Origin of the sequence: Paraburkholderia sp. BCC1884, from assembly GCF_900996225.1 — a bacterium.
GTDB lineage: Bacteria > Pseudomonadota > Gammaproteobacteria > Burkholderiales > Burkholderiaceae > Paraburkholderia.
Genome location: NZ_CAAJGL010000079.1, coordinates 151563 through 166227 on the forward strand (window position 1 = coordinate 151563; position 14665 = coordinate 166227).

The 14665-nt window shown below is 61.7% G+C and carries 13 protein-coding genes and 1 pseudogene; 7 read left to right on the top strand and 7 right to left on the bottom strand.

Going from position 1 to position 14665, the window contains the following annotated elements:
- Positions 1-5: 5 nt before the first annotated feature.
- Complete coding sequence (locus FQ705_RS16130; RefSeq protein WP_144142767.1) at positions 6-359, bottom strand: DUF4148 domain-containing protein; 354 nt, start codon at positions 357-359, stop codon at positions 6-8.
- 358 nt (positions 360-717) lie between these two features.
- Here FQ705_RS16130 and FQ705_RS16135 point away from each other — a divergent pair, with 358 nt between their 5' ends.
- The 6 genes and pseudogenes from FQ705_RS16135 (at position 718) to FQ705_RS16155 (ending at position 5685) form a co-directional block, all read left to right on the top strand.
- Entirely contained in the window at positions 718-1395 is a 678-nt protein-coding gene (locus FQ705_RS16135) for a response regulator transcription factor (protein WP_144143545.1), read from the top strand.
- A 13-nt stretch (positions 1396-1408) separates the two neighbouring features.
- Positions 1409-2806 (top strand): sensor histidine kinase, encoded by a 1398-nt coding sequence (locus FQ705_RS16140; RefSeq protein WP_260854539.1) that lies wholly within the window; start codon positions 1409-1411, stop codon positions 2804-2806.
- A gap of 35 nt (positions 2807-2841) precedes the next feature.
- A complete protein-coding gene (locus tag FQ705_RS16145) occupies positions 2842-3372 on the top strand; it encodes a DNA-binding response regulator (RefSeq protein WP_313955675.1) in 531 nt (176 codons plus the stop codon).
- Between the two features lie 18 nt (positions 3373-3390).
- Positions 3391-3558 (top strand): annotated as a pseudogene (locus FQ705_RS34830) (helix-turn-helix domain-containing protein); the annotation flags it as partial.
- A 180-nt stretch (positions 3559-3738) separates the two neighbouring features.
- On the top strand, positions 3739-4401 hold the full coding sequence (locus FQ705_RS16150; protein ID WP_144142769.1) for a hypothetical protein: 663 nt from the start codon (positions 3739-3741) through the stop codon (positions 4399-4401).
- A gap of 180 nt (positions 4402-4581) precedes the next feature.
- A complete protein-coding gene (locus FQ705_RS16155) occupies positions 4582-5685 on the top strand; it encodes a porin (RefSeq protein WP_186307880.1) in 1104 nt (367 codons plus the stop codon).
- A gap of 59 nt (positions 5686-5744) precedes the next feature.
- Here the strand turns inward: FQ705_RS16155 and FQ705_RS34105 are convergent, their stop codons facing one another.
- Positions 5745-5906, bottom strand: coding sequence for a hypothetical protein (locus FQ705_RS34105; protein WP_186307881.1), 162 nt, complete (start codon positions 5904-5906; stop codon positions 5745-5747).
- Positions 5907-5951: 45 nt separating this feature from the next.
- Positions 5952-6227 (bottom strand): DUF4148 domain-containing protein, encoded by a 276-nt coding sequence (locus FQ705_RS16160; protein ID WP_144142773.1) that lies wholly within the window; start codon positions 6225-6227, stop codon positions 5952-5954.
- A 325-nt stretch (positions 6228-6552) separates the two neighbouring features.
- On the opposite strand from FQ705_RS16160, the gene FQ705_RS16165 reads away from it, so the two are divergent.
- The gene (locus FQ705_RS16165; protein ID WP_144142775.1) at positions 6553-7731 is read left to right on the top strand and encodes a porin; all 1179 of its coding nucleotides are present in this window, start codon (positions 6553-6555) and stop codon (positions 7729-7731) included.
- Between the two features lie 74 nt (positions 7732-7805).
- Here the strand turns inward: FQ705_RS16165 and FQ705_RS16170 are convergent, their stop codons facing one another.
- The 4 genes from FQ705_RS16170 to FQ705_RS16185 form a co-directional block, all read right to left on the bottom strand.
- Positions 7806-9269, bottom strand: coding sequence for an efflux transporter outer membrane subunit (locus tag FQ705_RS16170; protein WP_144142777.1), 1464 nt, complete (start codon positions 9267-9269; stop codon positions 7806-7808).
- A complete protein-coding gene (locus FQ705_RS16175) occupies positions 9262-10476 on the bottom strand; it encodes an efflux RND transporter periplasmic adaptor subunit (protein ID WP_144142779.1) in 1215 nt (404 codons plus the stop codon). The genes FQ705_RS16170 and FQ705_RS16175 overlap by 8 nt, the downstream gene beginning before the upstream one ends.
- Positions 10466-13735 (bottom strand): efflux RND transporter permease subunit, encoded by a 3270-nt coding sequence (locus FQ705_RS16180; RefSeq protein ID WP_144142781.1) that lies wholly within the window; start codon positions 13733-13735, stop codon positions 10466-10468. Before FQ705_RS16180 ends, FQ705_RS16175 begins: the two co-directional genes overlap by 11 nt.
- A gap of 253 nt (positions 13736-13988) precedes the next feature.
- Positions 13989-14663 (bottom strand): response regulator transcription factor, encoded by a 675-nt coding sequence (locus FQ705_RS16185; RefSeq protein WP_144142783.1) that lies wholly within the window; start codon positions 14661-14663, stop codon positions 13989-13991.
- Positions 14664-14665 lie beyond the last annotated feature (2 nt).

The window sequence follows — 14665 nt, forward strand, 5'->3', positions numbered from 1 at the left end:
GTGAATCAGCCGGCCGGCTGATTCACGGCTTGAGTGGGCGCGCCACCCGCGGGCGACGTGGTGGTGTCGGCCGACACATGCGGCGCCGCCGGCAGGCAGTCGGCGCGATATTCGGTCTGGACCTTGTGCTCGGCGGCTTCCAGGTCACGCGGATAGTTGTCGTCGTCGCCAGACGGGTTGTAGCCCACGGCCTCCAGTTCACCGAGTTCGTTCATCAACTGCGTATGCGTCACCTCATGCTTTAGCTGTTTGAACGGATAGTCATTGCATTGCTGTGCCGTGAGACCAGGCGCGGCCATCGCCGAGGCGCTGCCGATCAGCAGCAGCGTGGTGATCAGCGTTTTCGTTGTGAGCTTCATTTTTACCATCCACGAGAAGGGTCGAGTCGGACCGCCGGTTGATTCGGCGGGATGGCTGTAGGCTAGTGGAGCCGGTATACCGAAGCGGCGTCGGCAAAATGAAATTTGTTTTATCGAGTTCGGCAACGTGTGTGCGAGGCTCTGCGCCGAACTTAAATATTTCTTCATGAAGCGGATATTCATCCGCTATACGATCCCGCGTAGCCTGCAAGCAGGCGCCGACGCACAGCTGCGGCCTCCAACGAACCGCACGCCCGTGCACTGAACGCGCAAGCCGAATATGGCATCATGTCCTTCTACTGATAACCGGTCGCGCCCGCCGCTTGCATCGGTAGAGCTGGCGGCGCACGCAATGATCATGTCGCGAGTGCTGACGATCGAAGACGATGAAATCACCGCGAACGAAATTGTCGGTGAATTGAAAAGCCGCGGCTTTACGGTGGATTGGGTGGCCAATGGCCGCGACGGCATGGCGCGCGCGATCAGCGAAGACTACGACGTGATCACGCTCGACCGCATGCTGCCCGGCGTGGACGGCCTCACGATTCTGACCACCATGCGCAGCATCGGCATTCAAACGCCGGTGCTCATGTTGAGCGCGCTTGGCGATGTGGACGAACGGGTGCGCGGTCTGCGTGCCGGTGGTGACGATTATCTGACCAAGCCCTTCGATCCCGAGGAAATGACCGCGCGTCTCGAAGTGCTGCTGCGCCGCAGCCAGACCCCGGCCGCGCAACTCGAAACGCATCTGCGAGTCGGCCCGCTCGAACTCGATCTGATTTCGCGCAAGGTTCAGCGCGACGGCGAAGAAATCGTACTGCTGCCCACCGAATACCGCGTGCTCGAATTCATGATGCGTCATGCGGGGCAGACCATCACCCGCACCATGTTGTTCGAGGCTGTGTGGGGTTACCACTTCGATCCCGGCACCAACCTGATCGACGTGCACATGGGAAGGTTGCGCAAGAAGATCGATCCGCCCGGGCTCGCGCCCTTGATCCAGACCGTACGAGGCTCTGGTTATATCCTCGCATGAGCGCACTTTTCTGATGGACACAATCTTACCCGGCCAGGCTGCGCTCGGGCGGCGCTGGCATTCCACGACCTTTCGCCTGCTCTCCATCTATGCGGTGATCTTTTCGTTTTCGGTGATGCTGCTGCTCGGCTTCATTGGCTGGGCCGTGACCGGCGACATGGAGCGTGAGACCGACGTCGTGATGGACTGGCAACTGATCTATTTCGACTCGCTGCCCGACGCGGGACTGGCGGATGCGATTCATCGGCGCATCGAGCGCGAGCGCATGCACACCAACTACTACGGCTTGTTCGATGCCAACGGCGGGCTGATCGCCGGAGACGTGCTCGCGTATCCCGCCGTGCTGCCCACTACCCGCAAGGGCAAGACGCTCGACCTCACGCTCTCGATGGGCCGCAACGATCAGGCGCCGGTGGTGCGCGCGATGGCCGAGAAGCGCAAGGATGGCTCCACGCTCGTGATCGCGCGCGACCTGACCCATATTCTGCGGATTCGAGAGACCATCATCAACGCGCTGGTAGGCGGGGGCGTGCTGTGTCTGCTGGCCGGCGTGGCCGGTGGACTGGCACTGAGCGTGCGGCAGATGAGGCGCCTGAAGGCGATCCGGCGCGTCACGCAACGCATTGCGCAGGGCGATCTCGCGCAACGTCTGCCAATTGGCGGACGCGACGAAGTGGATATGCTCGCGCATCTCGTGAACCATATGCTTGCCGAAGTCGAGCGCCTGATGAACGAAGTCAAAGGGGCGTGCGACGGCATCGCGCACGATTTGCGCACGCCGCTGGCGCACGTGCGGACCTTGCTCGCGCACGCGGCGGAGCGTACAGAAACGCACCACGATGCCGAGTTGGCCAAACTGATGGAACGTGCGCGCACCGAGACCGACGCGCTGCTCGATCGCTTTCGCGCGATGCTGCGCATCTCCGAGATCGGTACGTTGCAACGACGCGGCGGCTTTGGCGAAGTGCAGCTGGACACGCTGCTTCAGGAAGTCGGCGAGCTTTACGAGCCGCTGGCCGAGAGCCGTTCGATCCAGCTTTCCGTGGACGCCCCAGCGGCCGATGCGATCTACGGCGACCGCGCCTTGTTGTTCGAAGCGCTGAGCAATCTCGTGGATAACGCGATCAAGTTCACGCCGGAAGGCGGCACGGTACGCATGGAGCTGCGACAGACGGCGGCGGGGCCGCAGGTGGACATCGTCGACAACGGACCTGGTATTGCTCCGGATCAGCGCGACGCGGTTCTGCAACGCTTTTATCGTGGCGAGAGTACGCGTCATATCGCTGGGTCGGGGTTGGGGCTGAGCATCGTGTCCGCGGTGATGCGGGTACATGATTTCACCATGAAGATCGGTAGTGGCGAGCCGGGTACGCGGATTTCCATCGAGTGCTGGTCGCGAACGCTGGCGTGAGTTCTATTTCTTTTCTTGTTCTGGCAGGGTGGTGAATGCGCGTCCTGTTCGTGGGTCCCGCTCATCCGGAAGCGGCGTGGTTGTTCAAGGCGTTGCAGGAGAGCGCTCATAGTTTGCAGCGAGCCGATGATCTGCGCGATGGCGTGTTCCTCGCGGCTCAGGAGCCCTTCGACGTGATTGTGCTGATGGTCATCGAGGTCGGCTTGTACGCCGATCTGCTCGCGTTTCTCGGGGAGTTTGCCGCGGCGGGCAGTGGTGCGGCGATTGTCGTGGTGTTGGGGGCGGCTTCCGCTCAGGATCGCACGCGGGTTTTGCGGGCCGGGGCGGATGCGTGTTTCTGTCAGCCTTTTTCGTTTATCGAAATGCACGAGAGGCTGCAGGCGTGGCAGCGCAATGCCGGGGCGCGGATCGTCGGCGGCCCCGCGCGCGCGAGTGGTTCTCTGTCCGCGTATGGCGAGCGTGCGGTACCGTCTCTTGACGGGGCGACAAGGGAACTGGTGTTCGGCGTGCGCCGGATCGGTGTGACCCGGCGAGAGTTTCTTTTGCTCGAATGCCTGCTGAGGTAGGTCAATGCTCCGGTTGCAAGAGAGCAGTTGATTCGCTACGCGTGGCCCGAGAAGGAGGATGTCGATCCGTCCAGCGTCAATCTTGTCGTGTCCCGGCTTAGGAGAAAGTTGCTGGGCGATGTGCCTGAGTTGAAGATTGAGACGGTTAGCCGTTTCGGTTATCAGGTATCGGCTCCCTCTGCTTGACCTGCGTTGCCGAGCGCGCTTGCTGCGACAATCCGGGGCATGTAAAGAGCCGAATTCACGGCATAGCATGGAGCCCGAGGAGTATCTAATACAGTCAAACCGGACTGACCCTGGAAAGGGCCAGGCCGAACGCTCCTCACGTAGGAAACATAACCCTTTGCGTTATAGGAGCGAGCAATAATGACATCGTTGATTAGTAATCCTTCTCGGAAAATGTACAGTTTCTCCATCAATCGACGCACGAGAAAACTGCCACATCTGGTACTGGCCAGCTTCGCTTGCCTGTTCGGTGTATCGGCCGCGTACGCCGACTGTTCTCCGACGGAATTCAGAGGTCTTGTCCCCGTCACATTTCCGTCCACCGTCACCGTTTCCGACAACGCCGCGATAGGGACGGTGATTATGGCGGTAACCGTGCCGGTGCCGGTTGCGAGTTCGGGAGTGCAGTATGGAACCTGTTCGGGCGGTGGGAATGTCTATTGGTCGCTGATTGCCGGCCCGGCTATTCCAAACCGGGTCGGCGCAACATCGGTACAGGGGGTCGGCTACACCGCGTCGCTTTCTGGCGGCGGCCTTGCCAGCCCCGTGGGCTTCGACACGGCGATCAACGCCTCATGGTTGCCGGGAGGCCCCGGCGCGCCAACCTTTTCGTCGCAATTGTATGTGACGGTGAGTCTCGTCAAGACGGGGCATATCGTACCCGGCCCGCTAGCGTTGAATCCACACGGCGTGGGTGTGCGGGACGTGGTTGGCCATCTTTACGTCGGCGACAGGGGTTCGAGTTTCTTTAACATCGGACTGACGTCCAACGCGACTTCGGTTGCGACGTCCGCGTCGATGTGACTCGCTCTGCTGCTGCGGGTCAATAACCCGTTCATGAAAATCCAACGCGTTTTTTGAAAGTCTGTCTTGCACACGCGGGGCTTTCTGGTGTCGATATATTCGCCAGGTGGTGGCAATTTCCTTGCCACCACGGCGATCAGGCATCCTCAATTAAGCGAAAGGTTATTCATGAACCAGAAGATGAAACTGGCACACCTGGCCGGAGCTTTGCTGTGTATCGGCGCGATATCGACCGCCCATGCGCAAAGCAGCGTCACGCTCTACGGCGTCCTCGATACAGGTATCGATTTCGCCAGCAACGTCAACGGCAACCGGCTCTATCAGATGGCCAGCGGCGTTAGCGCAGGAAGCCGTTGGGGCCTCAGAGGCAAGGAAGATCTCGGTGGTGGCCTCGCCGCGGTCTTCGACCTGGAAAGCGGCTTCAATTCGACCGATGGCGCCCTGGGCAGCGGACTCGCATTCTCGCGCAATGCCTACGTAGGTCTCGCCAGTCAAACGCTTGGCACGGTCACCGTGGGGCGTCAGTGGGATCCGCTGGTCGACCTGATCGAACCGTTCTCGCTCAACGACAGCTACGGCGGCTGGTATTTCTCCCACCCGAACGATATGGACAATCTCGACAACGGATTCGCCGTCAGCAATGCGGTGAAGTACACGAGTCCCACCATCGGCGGCTTTACCGGTGAAGCACTTTACTCGTTCGGTGGACAAGCCGGACAGTTCTCGAATAACGCAGCCTACAGCGCGGCAGCGTCCTATACCCAGGGATCGTTCTCGATCGGTGCCGGCTATTTGCGGGTCAACGACCCGGAGCAGTCCATCCAGAGCTATCAGAACGGCTCCGGCTTTACCAATGCGGTGTACGGCGACTACCTGGCAAATGCCCGCAGTCAGGGAATCTTCGCCGCCGGCGCCTCCTATCAGTTCAACCGCTTCAAGCTGATGGGCAACTTTACCAACGTCGACTTCCAGCAGGGCGATGCGGGTCAGGACGTCAAGTTCCAGAACTATGAATTCGCCGGTACGTTCGCGGCGACCAGTCAGCTCAACCTGGCGGCAGGCTACACCTACACGGATGGACGCGATCACGCGACCAATCAGGAACCGAAGTATCAACAGCTTAATTTGAGCGCCGAATACGAGGTGTCCAAACGTACTGCCGTCTATGTGCTCGCCGCACTACAGAAGGCAAGCGGTGGCGCGGTCGCTCAAATCGCAGGCTTCGATCCGTCGTCGGATGGCAAGCAGGTGGTGGGTCGCGTCGGCTTGCGCCACACGTTCTAATCTGACTGCAATTAGCAGAAGAGCGCGCTATCCAGTCAGGGTAGCGCGCTCTTTCGTTATCAGGAACCAAAATAGATATTGCAGTAGTCGGGCGGCCCGACGCAGTTGTCGGCGGTGCTGGCGTTGGGCGCCGTCGTTGCGCAGCCGGACAGCAACAGTCCGGCTGCAACAGCGGCGGCGGCAAAACGAACGGATCGTTTGATCGCGGTACGAAGTGTCATTGATATCGTCGGGGAAAATACGGCGCTGTGTCGCTGATGTGAAGCTCAGTGCGCATACAGCGTCGAGTTCAGATACGCGAGTTGGCCATCTTTCTCCGCGTGTACCAGTTCCCGATAAACCTGGGCGCGTGTCTTTTCGCCCGTGGCCTGACCATACGGCGGTACCCACGAGCCGGCGCTATTGATCGCCATGCCGCTGTTGGCGGCAACCTGCATCGAGGGTGCGGCGCTCTGCTGCGTCGGTGCCGTAGTGGACTGTGCGAAGGCAGAGGCGGTGGCGGTCAGACCGATAAAGGCGATGGCGAACGTCAGAGATTTCATGTCGTAATCCTCACAAATAAAATTGGGTGGCCCCGGTTCGTGAACCTCATGGATTCGTCGAGCGGTTGATGAGAAGGATAGTCAACCCGCTTTAGCGGATCGGCGATGTGTGCATGAAAAGATATTTATCCGCTGCAGCGTCGGTCGTTCGCTGAATTGCGGGTCCATTGGGCGCGTGTCATCAACATAAAAAACGTTTCATGAAACGGCGGGTTTTGATCACGGGTATGTCACCGCGTCTATCTACATTGCGGCTACCCGCACGTTGTGCGGGATCGGTTCGTCGATGCGCGGGCCGGCATTCTCTCTTACCCGGAATCAGGACATGAATAAGGCATTGGCAACCACATTCGTCGCGCTGGCAGGCACTTTCTGCGCGGCGGCGCACGCACAAAGCAGCGTCACGCTCTACGGCACGCTCGATACGGGTCTCGACTACATCAGCAATCAGAAGACGGCCACCGGCGGCAAAAGCAACTGGATGATGGAAAGCGGCAACATCAGCACGGATCGTTGGGGCCTGCGCGGCAACGAAGATCTGGGTGGTGGAATGAGCGCCGTGTTCGATCTCGAGAACGGTTTCAATATCGACAGCGGCAAGTTCTCCAATGGCGGCGACGAGTTCGGCCGCCAGGCGTGGGTCGGCATCGCACGCAGGCAATGGGGCACGGTAACCTTGGGGCGTCAATACGACTTTCTGGTCGACTTCGTCGCGCCTCTGTCGGCGACCGGTTCGGGCTTCGGCGGCAATATCGCCGACCACCCCTTCGATAACGACAACCTCAACAACGATCTGCGGATGAACAACGCACTGAAATTCCGCAGCGCGACCTACGGCGGCGTCACTGTCGGCGGCGCGTACGCATTCAGCAATGCGGCGGGCGGCTTCAGCAATAACAACGCCTATAGCCTCGGCGCACAATGGGCGGGTGGTCCGTTCAATCTCGCACTGGCTTACCTGCAGGTGAACCAGCCGGGCGGTGTCAACACACCGGCCAACACGGGCGGTGCGGTGAGCAGCAGCGACGGCGACGCGACTTTCACGGGCGCGCGTCAACGTATCCTCGGCGCGGCGGGCCGCTACACGTTCGGCGCAGCGACCCTTGGTCTCGTCTTCACGCGCACGATGCTCAACGATCCGCATCAGATCACGCAGGGTGGTGCGTATTCGACGGTCAATGGCGATCTGCTGACCTTCAACAACTATGAGTTGAACGCGCGCTACGCGATTACGCCGGCGTTCACGTTAGGCGGTTCCTACACCTTCACGGACGGCCATTTCAGCGACGACGGCAGAAGCGTCGCGCCGAAATGGAATCAGTTCATGCTGCAGGCGGACTATGCGCTTTCGCGCCGCACGGATCTCTATCTGGAAGGCGTGTATCAGCATGTGTCGGGTGCCGACGGCATCGCGGTGCTGGGTAACGCTTCGATCTATTCGCTGGCGGCTTCGTCGAGTGACAGGCAGGCCGTCGTGGCGCTGGGTCTCCGTCACCGCTTCTAAATGCAGGCAGCGGGCGTCGTGCCCGCTTCCAGAAAGGTCGCCGGTAACGAACCGGCGACTTTTTTATTGCGTGTTCAACTCGCGGTATGACTGCTCTGCGCCGCCTGAACCTCAGGCGCGGGCTTGGCGCCCTCCGCGGACCAGCCGCCTCCCAATGCCTGGATCAGACCCACGGAGGCCAGCAGGCGACGCGTATCGAGGCTCAGTGCGTCGGTTTGCGTATTGAGCTCGGTCGTCTGCGCGGTCACCACGTCGAGATAGCTGACCACACCGTCGCGATAGCGCGACATCGACAGTGTCAGCGTGCGTTGCGCCGCAATCAGGGCCTGGTTCTGCTGCTGGGCTTCGTCGCCGAGATGGTGCAATTGCGAGAGATTGTCCTCGACCTGCTGGAACGCGAGCAACACGGCGGCCTTATACTTCGCGCCGTTTTCGGCGAGCCTAGCGCGGGCCTGCTGCGTCATCGCTTCGCGGCGGCCGCCGTCGAACAAGGTAAAGACGAGACTCGGCCCGACCGACCAGATTTCGTTCGGCGCCATCAACCAGGGCGAAAGCGTGTCGCTCTGATAGCCGCCGTCCAGCCCGAGGGAAATGTCCGGGAAGAAGGCGGCCTTCGCCACGCCGATCTGCGCATTGGCCTGCGCGACACGCCGCTCCGCAGACGCGATGTCAGGGCGCCGCTGTAGCAGCGTTGCCGGCACACCGGTGGGAATGGAGGGCAGATAAGTCGATTCGGTGACGGCCGCGATCGAAAGGTTCGAGGCGGGCGTGCCGGTGAGGCTCGCGATCGCATGTTCGTAGAGCGCGCGGCGCGCGGCGATGTCGTCGGCGGATGCGCGCGCGGTGTCGAGTTGGGTCTGCGCGCGCGACACGTCGAGATCCGACGCGATGCCGCCGGCGTGACGGCTCAGCGTGAGCGTCAGCGCGCGCTGGTAGGTGGCGATCGTGTCGTTGAGCAGTTGCTGCTGCGCGTCGAGTCCGCGCAGATTGAAATAGGCGCTCGCCAGATTCGCCTGCAAGCTCAGGCGCACCGATTCGAGATCGGCTTCGCTGGCCTGCATCGAGGCGCGTCCCGCGGCGACTTCATTGCGTATCTTGCCCCACAGGTCGAGCTCGTAACCGATGCCGACGTCGACCGTATTCGTGCCGTACACCGAGGGCTGGTCAGTGCCCCGCAACGGCCGGTTATCCGACTGCCGCTGTCTTTGCACCGACGCTTCGGCGCCGATGGTCGGAAAGAGCCCCGAGCGGGCCTGCGACAGATAGGCGGTGGCCTCATCGTGTCGCGCCATCGCGGCGGCCACGTCCGGGTTGGCGGTCGCCACCTGTGCCTCCAGATGGTCGAGCACGGCATCGCGATAGACTCGCCACCACGCGTCGCGCGGCACGCGGTCGGCCGGTTTCGCAAGCTGCCAGGCGCCGCCTTCCTTGAACGTGGTGGGGATGCTGGCAGCCGGCGCGTGATAGACCGGGGCAAACGAGCAGCCGCTCACCAGCATCGCGGCCGCCAACGCCAGGCACAGACGGCGTTTATCCATGCGAATTCTCCGCTGCGCGCCGTTCCGCCAGCGCCGTGTCGGCTGGATTGGTGGCGCTGCCCTGGAGTCGTACTTCGTCGCCCGAGGTGAGCGAGTCGGGCGGGTTGTCGATCACTCGGTCCGTCGCGTTCAGACCGGAAGCGATCTCGACGTGCGTGCCGAGATCGGTTGCGATCGAAACCGGTTTGAGTTCCGCGCGATTGTCGTGGCCGACCACGGCCACCTGCAATCCGCTTTGCCGGAAGATGAGCGAGCTCGCCGGAATCGACAAGGCGTGGGCATTGGTCGGCAAATCGAAATGGACCTCGGTGTATTCGCCGGGAATCAGCACGCCGTCGTGATTGTCGACCTGCAATTGAACGAGCAGGGTGCCTGAAGACGGCGTGATCGCATCATCGGTGTCGACCAGTTTCGCGTTGAACCTGACGCCGGGGCGTTCGGGCACGGTAAGCGTCGCGTTCATGCCGGGCTGGATCGCGGCGGCTTCGTCTTGGGGCACGCTGACATAGACACGCAACTGGCGCGCGTCAGAGACCGAAAACAGCTCCGGCCCATTGCCGCCGCCCGCGTTGATGAGCGCGCCGATGTCGGTAGTGCGAGCGGTGACCACGCCGTCGAACGGCGCGGTGATGCGTTTGAACGACTCCAGCGCTTCGAGCCGTCGCACGTTAGCCTCGGCGGCGGCCACCGTGGCCTGCTTCGCCACGAGGTCGCTGGTCTTTTCATCCGAATCCTGTTGCGACACAGAGTCCTGCTGCAGCATCCTGGTCCAGCGCGCAGCGGTCGATGCCGCGAGTTTTTCGTTCGCCACCGAGTTCTGCAGATCGGCGCGAGCCTGCTGCAATTGCTGATCGAGGTCCGGCGTGTCGATCACGCCGAGCAATTGTCCGGCTTTGACGTGGGTGCCGATGTCGGCGTACCACGCATGCAGATAGCCGGGCACGCGCGCATAGATCGGCGCATTGACGAACGCGGACAGGCGGCCCGGCAGCACCAGCGACTGCCCCTCGGTATCGGGTTTCGGCGGGTACGCCACCACCGTCGGAATGGCTTGCTGCGCGGACCAGGTGGTGAGTTCCTGCTTCGCATGCACGCGGCTCGTCACACCGGCGGCCACGACACCCGCCGCTACCAGCAGTGCGACGAGGCCGATCAGTTTCAGATGACGCAGCCGCTTCGGCGAATTGATCTGGATCTCAGTGGACATGATGGACTCCGGGTTCGGATGGTGAGTGATCTTGAGAGTGGGCGTCGCAAGCGCCATGCGCGGCGTCGTGCTCCGCGGCATCGCGCCGGTGCACGATGCTGAAGACGACGGGAACGAACAGCAGCGTGGCGAAGGTCGCGCAGATCAGGCCGCCGATCACGGCACGTCCGAGCGGCGCATTCTGTTCACCGCCGTCGCCGAGACCGAGTGCCATCGGCGCCATCCCGATGATCATCGCGAGTGCCGTCATCAGGACCGGGCGGAAGCGGGTGAAGCCGGCTTCCATCGCCGCCACCAGCGCGTTGCCGGTCACGGCCAGCCGTTCGCGCGCGAAGCTCACCACCAGAATGCTGTTGGCAGTCGCCACGCCCATGCAGAGAATCGCGCCGGTCAATGCGGGCACCGAAAGCGGTGTGTGCGTGGTAAAGAGCATCCACACGATGCCCGCCAAGGCCGCCGGCAACGCGGTGACGATCACGAACGCATCGCTCCACGAATGGAAGTTCACGACGATCAGCAGATAGATCAGCAGGATCGCGCCGACCAGACCCAGCGACAAACCGAGGAAAGCGCTGTTCATCGTCTGCACCTGGCCGCGTAGTGTCACGATCGAACCTTTCGGCACATCTTTCGCGGTGGCGTGCACGATGGTCTGGATCTTCGCCGCAACTGCGCCGAGGTCCTGGCCTTGGGTCGTCGCGAACACGTCGTACAAAGGTTCGATGTTGTAGTGCGAGACCACTGCATCGCCCACACCACGCTTGATCGTGGCGATGCCACCGAGAATCTGCGCCTGGCCGCTCTTGCCGGTCACCGGCAGGTTGCTCAGATTCGACAGCGAGGTCATGCGATATTGCGGTGTTTGCGCGACGATCGGATACGACACGCCGTTCTTCGGATTGAGCCAGTAAGTGGGCGACACCTGGCTCGTGCCGGAGAGACTCGCCACGACCGAATTGGTGACGTCCTGCTCGGTAATGCCGAGTTGATCGGCGCGCGAGCGGTCCACCGCGACGGTGAATTGCGGATAAGTCGCCGCTTGTTGCATGCGCGTATCGGCAATACCGGGAATCAGCCGCATGCGTCGCATCACTTCGTTCGCGTAACGGTGATTGGCGGCCTGGTTCGGTCCCGCGACCTGCAAATCGATGGGCGCGGGTGCGCCGAAATTCAGAATCTGGCTGACGATATCGGCAGGCAGGAAGGCGAAGGTGGTGCCCGGAAATTCTCGCGGCAAGGTCTCGCGCAACGTCCGCACGAATCTCGCCGTGGGCGCGTGGTTTTCATTCAGCGAGATCAGAATGTCGCCGTCTTGCGGGCCGATCGTGCCGCTGTTGTTATAAGTCAGGTTGATACCGCTGTTGGGCAGCCCGATATTGTCGACGATGCTGCGCAGCTGGTCGGGTGGAATCGCGCGCCGCACCGCGTTCTCGATGAGGTCGAACTGATCGGCGGTATCTTCGACTCGCGTGCCGATTGGCGCGCGTACGTGCAAGGCGATTTCTCCGGAATCGATATCCGGAAAGAAGTTACGCCCGAGCCACGGCGCAAGCAGGAAAGACGCGCCGACCACGATCAGAAACCCCGCCACGAAGCGCTTGCGATGCGTGAGCGCCAGACCGAGCACGATCCGGTAGACGCCGCGCACACGCTCGAAACGATGCTCGAAACCGCGCTGGAAACGCACCAGTGGATTACGTGACGGCCGGGTGTGGGAATGGCTGCCGTGCGGATCCATCGTCGCGGCCAGTTCGCCCGACGCGTGACCACCCGAAGCGTGCGCACGCAGCAGATACTGCGCCATCATCGGCACGAAGGTGCGCGAGAGAATGAACGAGGCGATCATCGCGAAGATCACCGCTTCGGCCATCGGCACGAACAGGAAGCGTGCAATGCCGTCGAGCAGCAACATCGGTACGAATACGATACAGATGCACATCAACGATACGAAAGCGGGCCCGACGATCTGCGCGGCGCCGTCGAGAATCGCGCGCTTCACGTCCTTGCCTTGCTCCAGATGCCAGTTGATGTTTTCGATCGTGACGGTCGCATCGTCGACCAGAATTCCTACGGCGAGTGCGAGGCCGCCAAGCGTCATCACGTTGAGCGTTTCACCCATCGCCGCGAGTCCGGCGATCGCGGCCAGCACGGCGAGTGGGATCGAGGCCGCGATGATCAGCGTCGAGCGCCAGCTGCCGAGAAACAGCAGAATCATCAGCGAGGTAAGCGCGGCGGCGATGACGCCTTCGCGCGCCACCCCGCTCACGGCGCCTTTCACGAAGGTCGATTGATCGCCCATGGTGACGAGCTTGAGGCCTGGTGGCAGGGTGGCTTCGATGCGCGGCAATTGTGCCTTCACACCCGAAATGATATCGAGTGTCGAAGCCGAGCCGTTCTTCAGAATGCTCATCAATACCGCGCGATGCCCGTCCACGCGCACCACGTTGCCTTGCGGCGGGTAGCCGTCGCGCACGTGTGCCACGTCGCGGATATAAATGGTGGCGCCGCCCACTGTCTTGATCGGCAGGGCGTTCAGTTCGTCGAGTGCGAGCGGGCTGTTGTTCAGCTTGATGTTGTATTCGAAGCGGCCGATCTTTTCGGTGCCCGCCGGAATGATCTGGTTCTGCTGGGCAAGCGCGGTGGCGACGTCGTTGGCGGAAAGTTTCTTCGCTTGCAAGGCCTGTGGATCGAGGTCGATCTGCACTTCGCGTGTCTTGCCGCCGTAGGGCGTGGGAATCGCCACGCCCGGCACGCTCAGCAATTGCGGGCGAATGAAGTTGGCCGCATAGTCGGCGAGTTTCTGTTCGTCGAGCGTGTTGCTGGTCAGCGCGAGTTGCAGCACCGGCACGGTGGACGCGTTGTAGTTCAGGATCTGCGGCGGCGTGGTGCCGGGCGGCATCTGCTTGAGCACCGTCTGCGAGACCGAGGTGACTTGCGCGGTAGCCGTGCGGATATCCACGGTCGGCTGGAAGAAGATCTTCACGATGCCGTAGCCGCGAAACGATTGCGACTCGATATGCGCGACGTCGTTGACGGTGGTGCCGAGTGTGCGTTCGTAATAAGTGACGATGCGTCCGGACATGTCGTCCGGTTGCAGGCCGGCATAGTTCCAGACCACGCTGATCACGGGGATACGGATGTCGGGAAAGATATCCGTCGGCGTGCGCAACGCGGCAAGCGGGCCGATCAACAGGATCAGCATCGCAAGCACGATGAACGTGTAGGGCCGGGTCAAAGCTAACCGGACTATTTTCAACATCGAAGGCTGCTCCGTTCAGAGGCGCGATTGAATCTGCGCGGGCGTGTGGCGGTTGAGGCTCGCACGGGTGGCGCGGGCGGTAACGGCATTCTGGAGAGCAAGGCCTAACAGGCGCGGACTAAACAAATGAAACTAGTTTTAGGAAGCAGTCGCCGTATCGCGATGGCGCCGACAGGCGTGCGCAAACAGTTTTAGCGCTGCTGCCAGCGCTAAAACTCCCATGTGGAATATGTCGAAACGGCGAGTGTCCGGATCAGCCGAACAGATAGCCGGAGCCGCGAATCGTGCGGATCAACGGACGTTCGCCGGGCATCTCGACTTTCTTGCGCAAGCGTCCCACGTGTACGTCGATCAGATTCGTGCCGGGGTCGAAGCGGCAGCCCCAGACGGCTTCGAAAATCATCGTGCGCGTGAGCACCTGGCCGGTATGGCGCATCATGAATTCGAGCACGCGAAACTCCGTGGGTTGCAGATCGAGTTCGTGTTGCCGATGCATGACCTTGCGCTTGACCAGATCCAGTTCGAGTGCGCCGCTGCGCAGCAACGTTTCGGCTTTTGCATGGCGTGGGCGGCGGCGCAACAGCACTTCGATGCGCGCGAACATTTCCTCAGGCGAAAACGGCTTGGTCAGATAGTCGTCGCCACCGGCACGCAGTCCCTGAATGCGTTGGTCGACATCGGACATGGCGCTCATCACCAGCACGGGCGTCTCCATGCCGACGCCGCGCATGGTCGCAACGATCGTCAGGCCGTCGAGATCGGGCAGCATGCGGTCGAGCGTGACGACGTCGTAGTCGCCGGCCATGACTTTGGCCATGCCTTCGCGACCGGTGCGCGCGACGTCGACGGTGAAGCCGCTCGCGCTCAGCGTGCGTTCGATGTCGTGGGCGATCAGTTCGTCGTCTTCGATCGTCAATATTTTGGGCATGA

What these genes read in the sequence shown, in the direction of transcription:
- FQ705_RS16130 (WP_144142767.1), bottom strand. Translation starts at nt 359, where the DNA reads ATGAAGCTCACAACGAAAACGCTGATCACCACGCTGCTGCTGATCGGC.
- FQ705_RS16135 (WP_144143545.1), top strand. Translation starts at nt 718, where the DNA reads ATGTCGCGAGTGCTGACGATCGAAGACGATGAAATCACCGCGAACGAA.
- FQ705_RS16140 (WP_260854539.1), top strand. Translation starts at nt 1,409, where the DNA reads ATGGACACAATCTTACCCGGCCAGGCTGCGCTCGGGCGGCGCTGGCAT.
- FQ705_RS16145 (WP_313955675.1), top strand. Translation starts at nt 2,842, where the DNA reads ATGCGCGTCCTGTTCGTGGGTCCCGCTCATCCGGAAGCGGCGTGGTTG.
- FQ705_RS16150 (WP_144142769.1), top strand. Translation starts at nt 3,739, where the DNA reads ATGACATCGTTGATTAGTAATCCTTCTCGGAAAATGTACAGTTTCTCC.
- FQ705_RS16155 (WP_186307880.1), top strand. Translation starts at nt 4,582, where the DNA reads ATGAAACTGGCACACCTGGCCGGAGCTTTGCTGTGTATCGGCGCGATA.
- FQ705_RS34105 (WP_186307881.1), bottom strand. Translation starts at nt 5,906, where the DNA reads ATGACACTTCGTACCGCGATCAAACGATCCGTTCGTTTTGCCGCCGCC.
- FQ705_RS16160 (WP_144142773.1), bottom strand. Translation starts at nt 6,227, where the DNA reads ATGAAATCTCTGACGTTCGCCATCGCCTTTATCGGTCTGACCGCCACC.
- FQ705_RS16165 (WP_144142775.1), top strand. Translation starts at nt 6,553, where the DNA reads ATGAATAAGGCATTGGCAACCACATTCGTCGCGCTGGCAGGCACTTTC.
- FQ705_RS16170 (WP_144142777.1), bottom strand. Translation starts at nt 9,269, where the DNA reads ATGGATAAACGCCGTCTGTGCCTGGCGTTGGCGGCCGCGATGCTGGTG.
- FQ705_RS16175 (WP_144142779.1), bottom strand. Translation starts at nt 10,476, where the DNA reads ATGTCCACTGAGATCCAGATCAATTCGCCGAAGCGGCTGCGTCATCTG.
- FQ705_RS16180 (WP_144142781.1), bottom strand. Translation starts at nt 13,735, where the DNA reads ATGTTGAAAATAGTCCGGTTAGCTTTGACCCGGCCCTACACGTTCATC.
- FQ705_RS16185 (WP_144142783.1), bottom strand. Translation starts at nt 14,663, where the DNA reads ATGCCCAAAATATTGACGATCGAAGACGACGAACTGATCGCCCACGAC.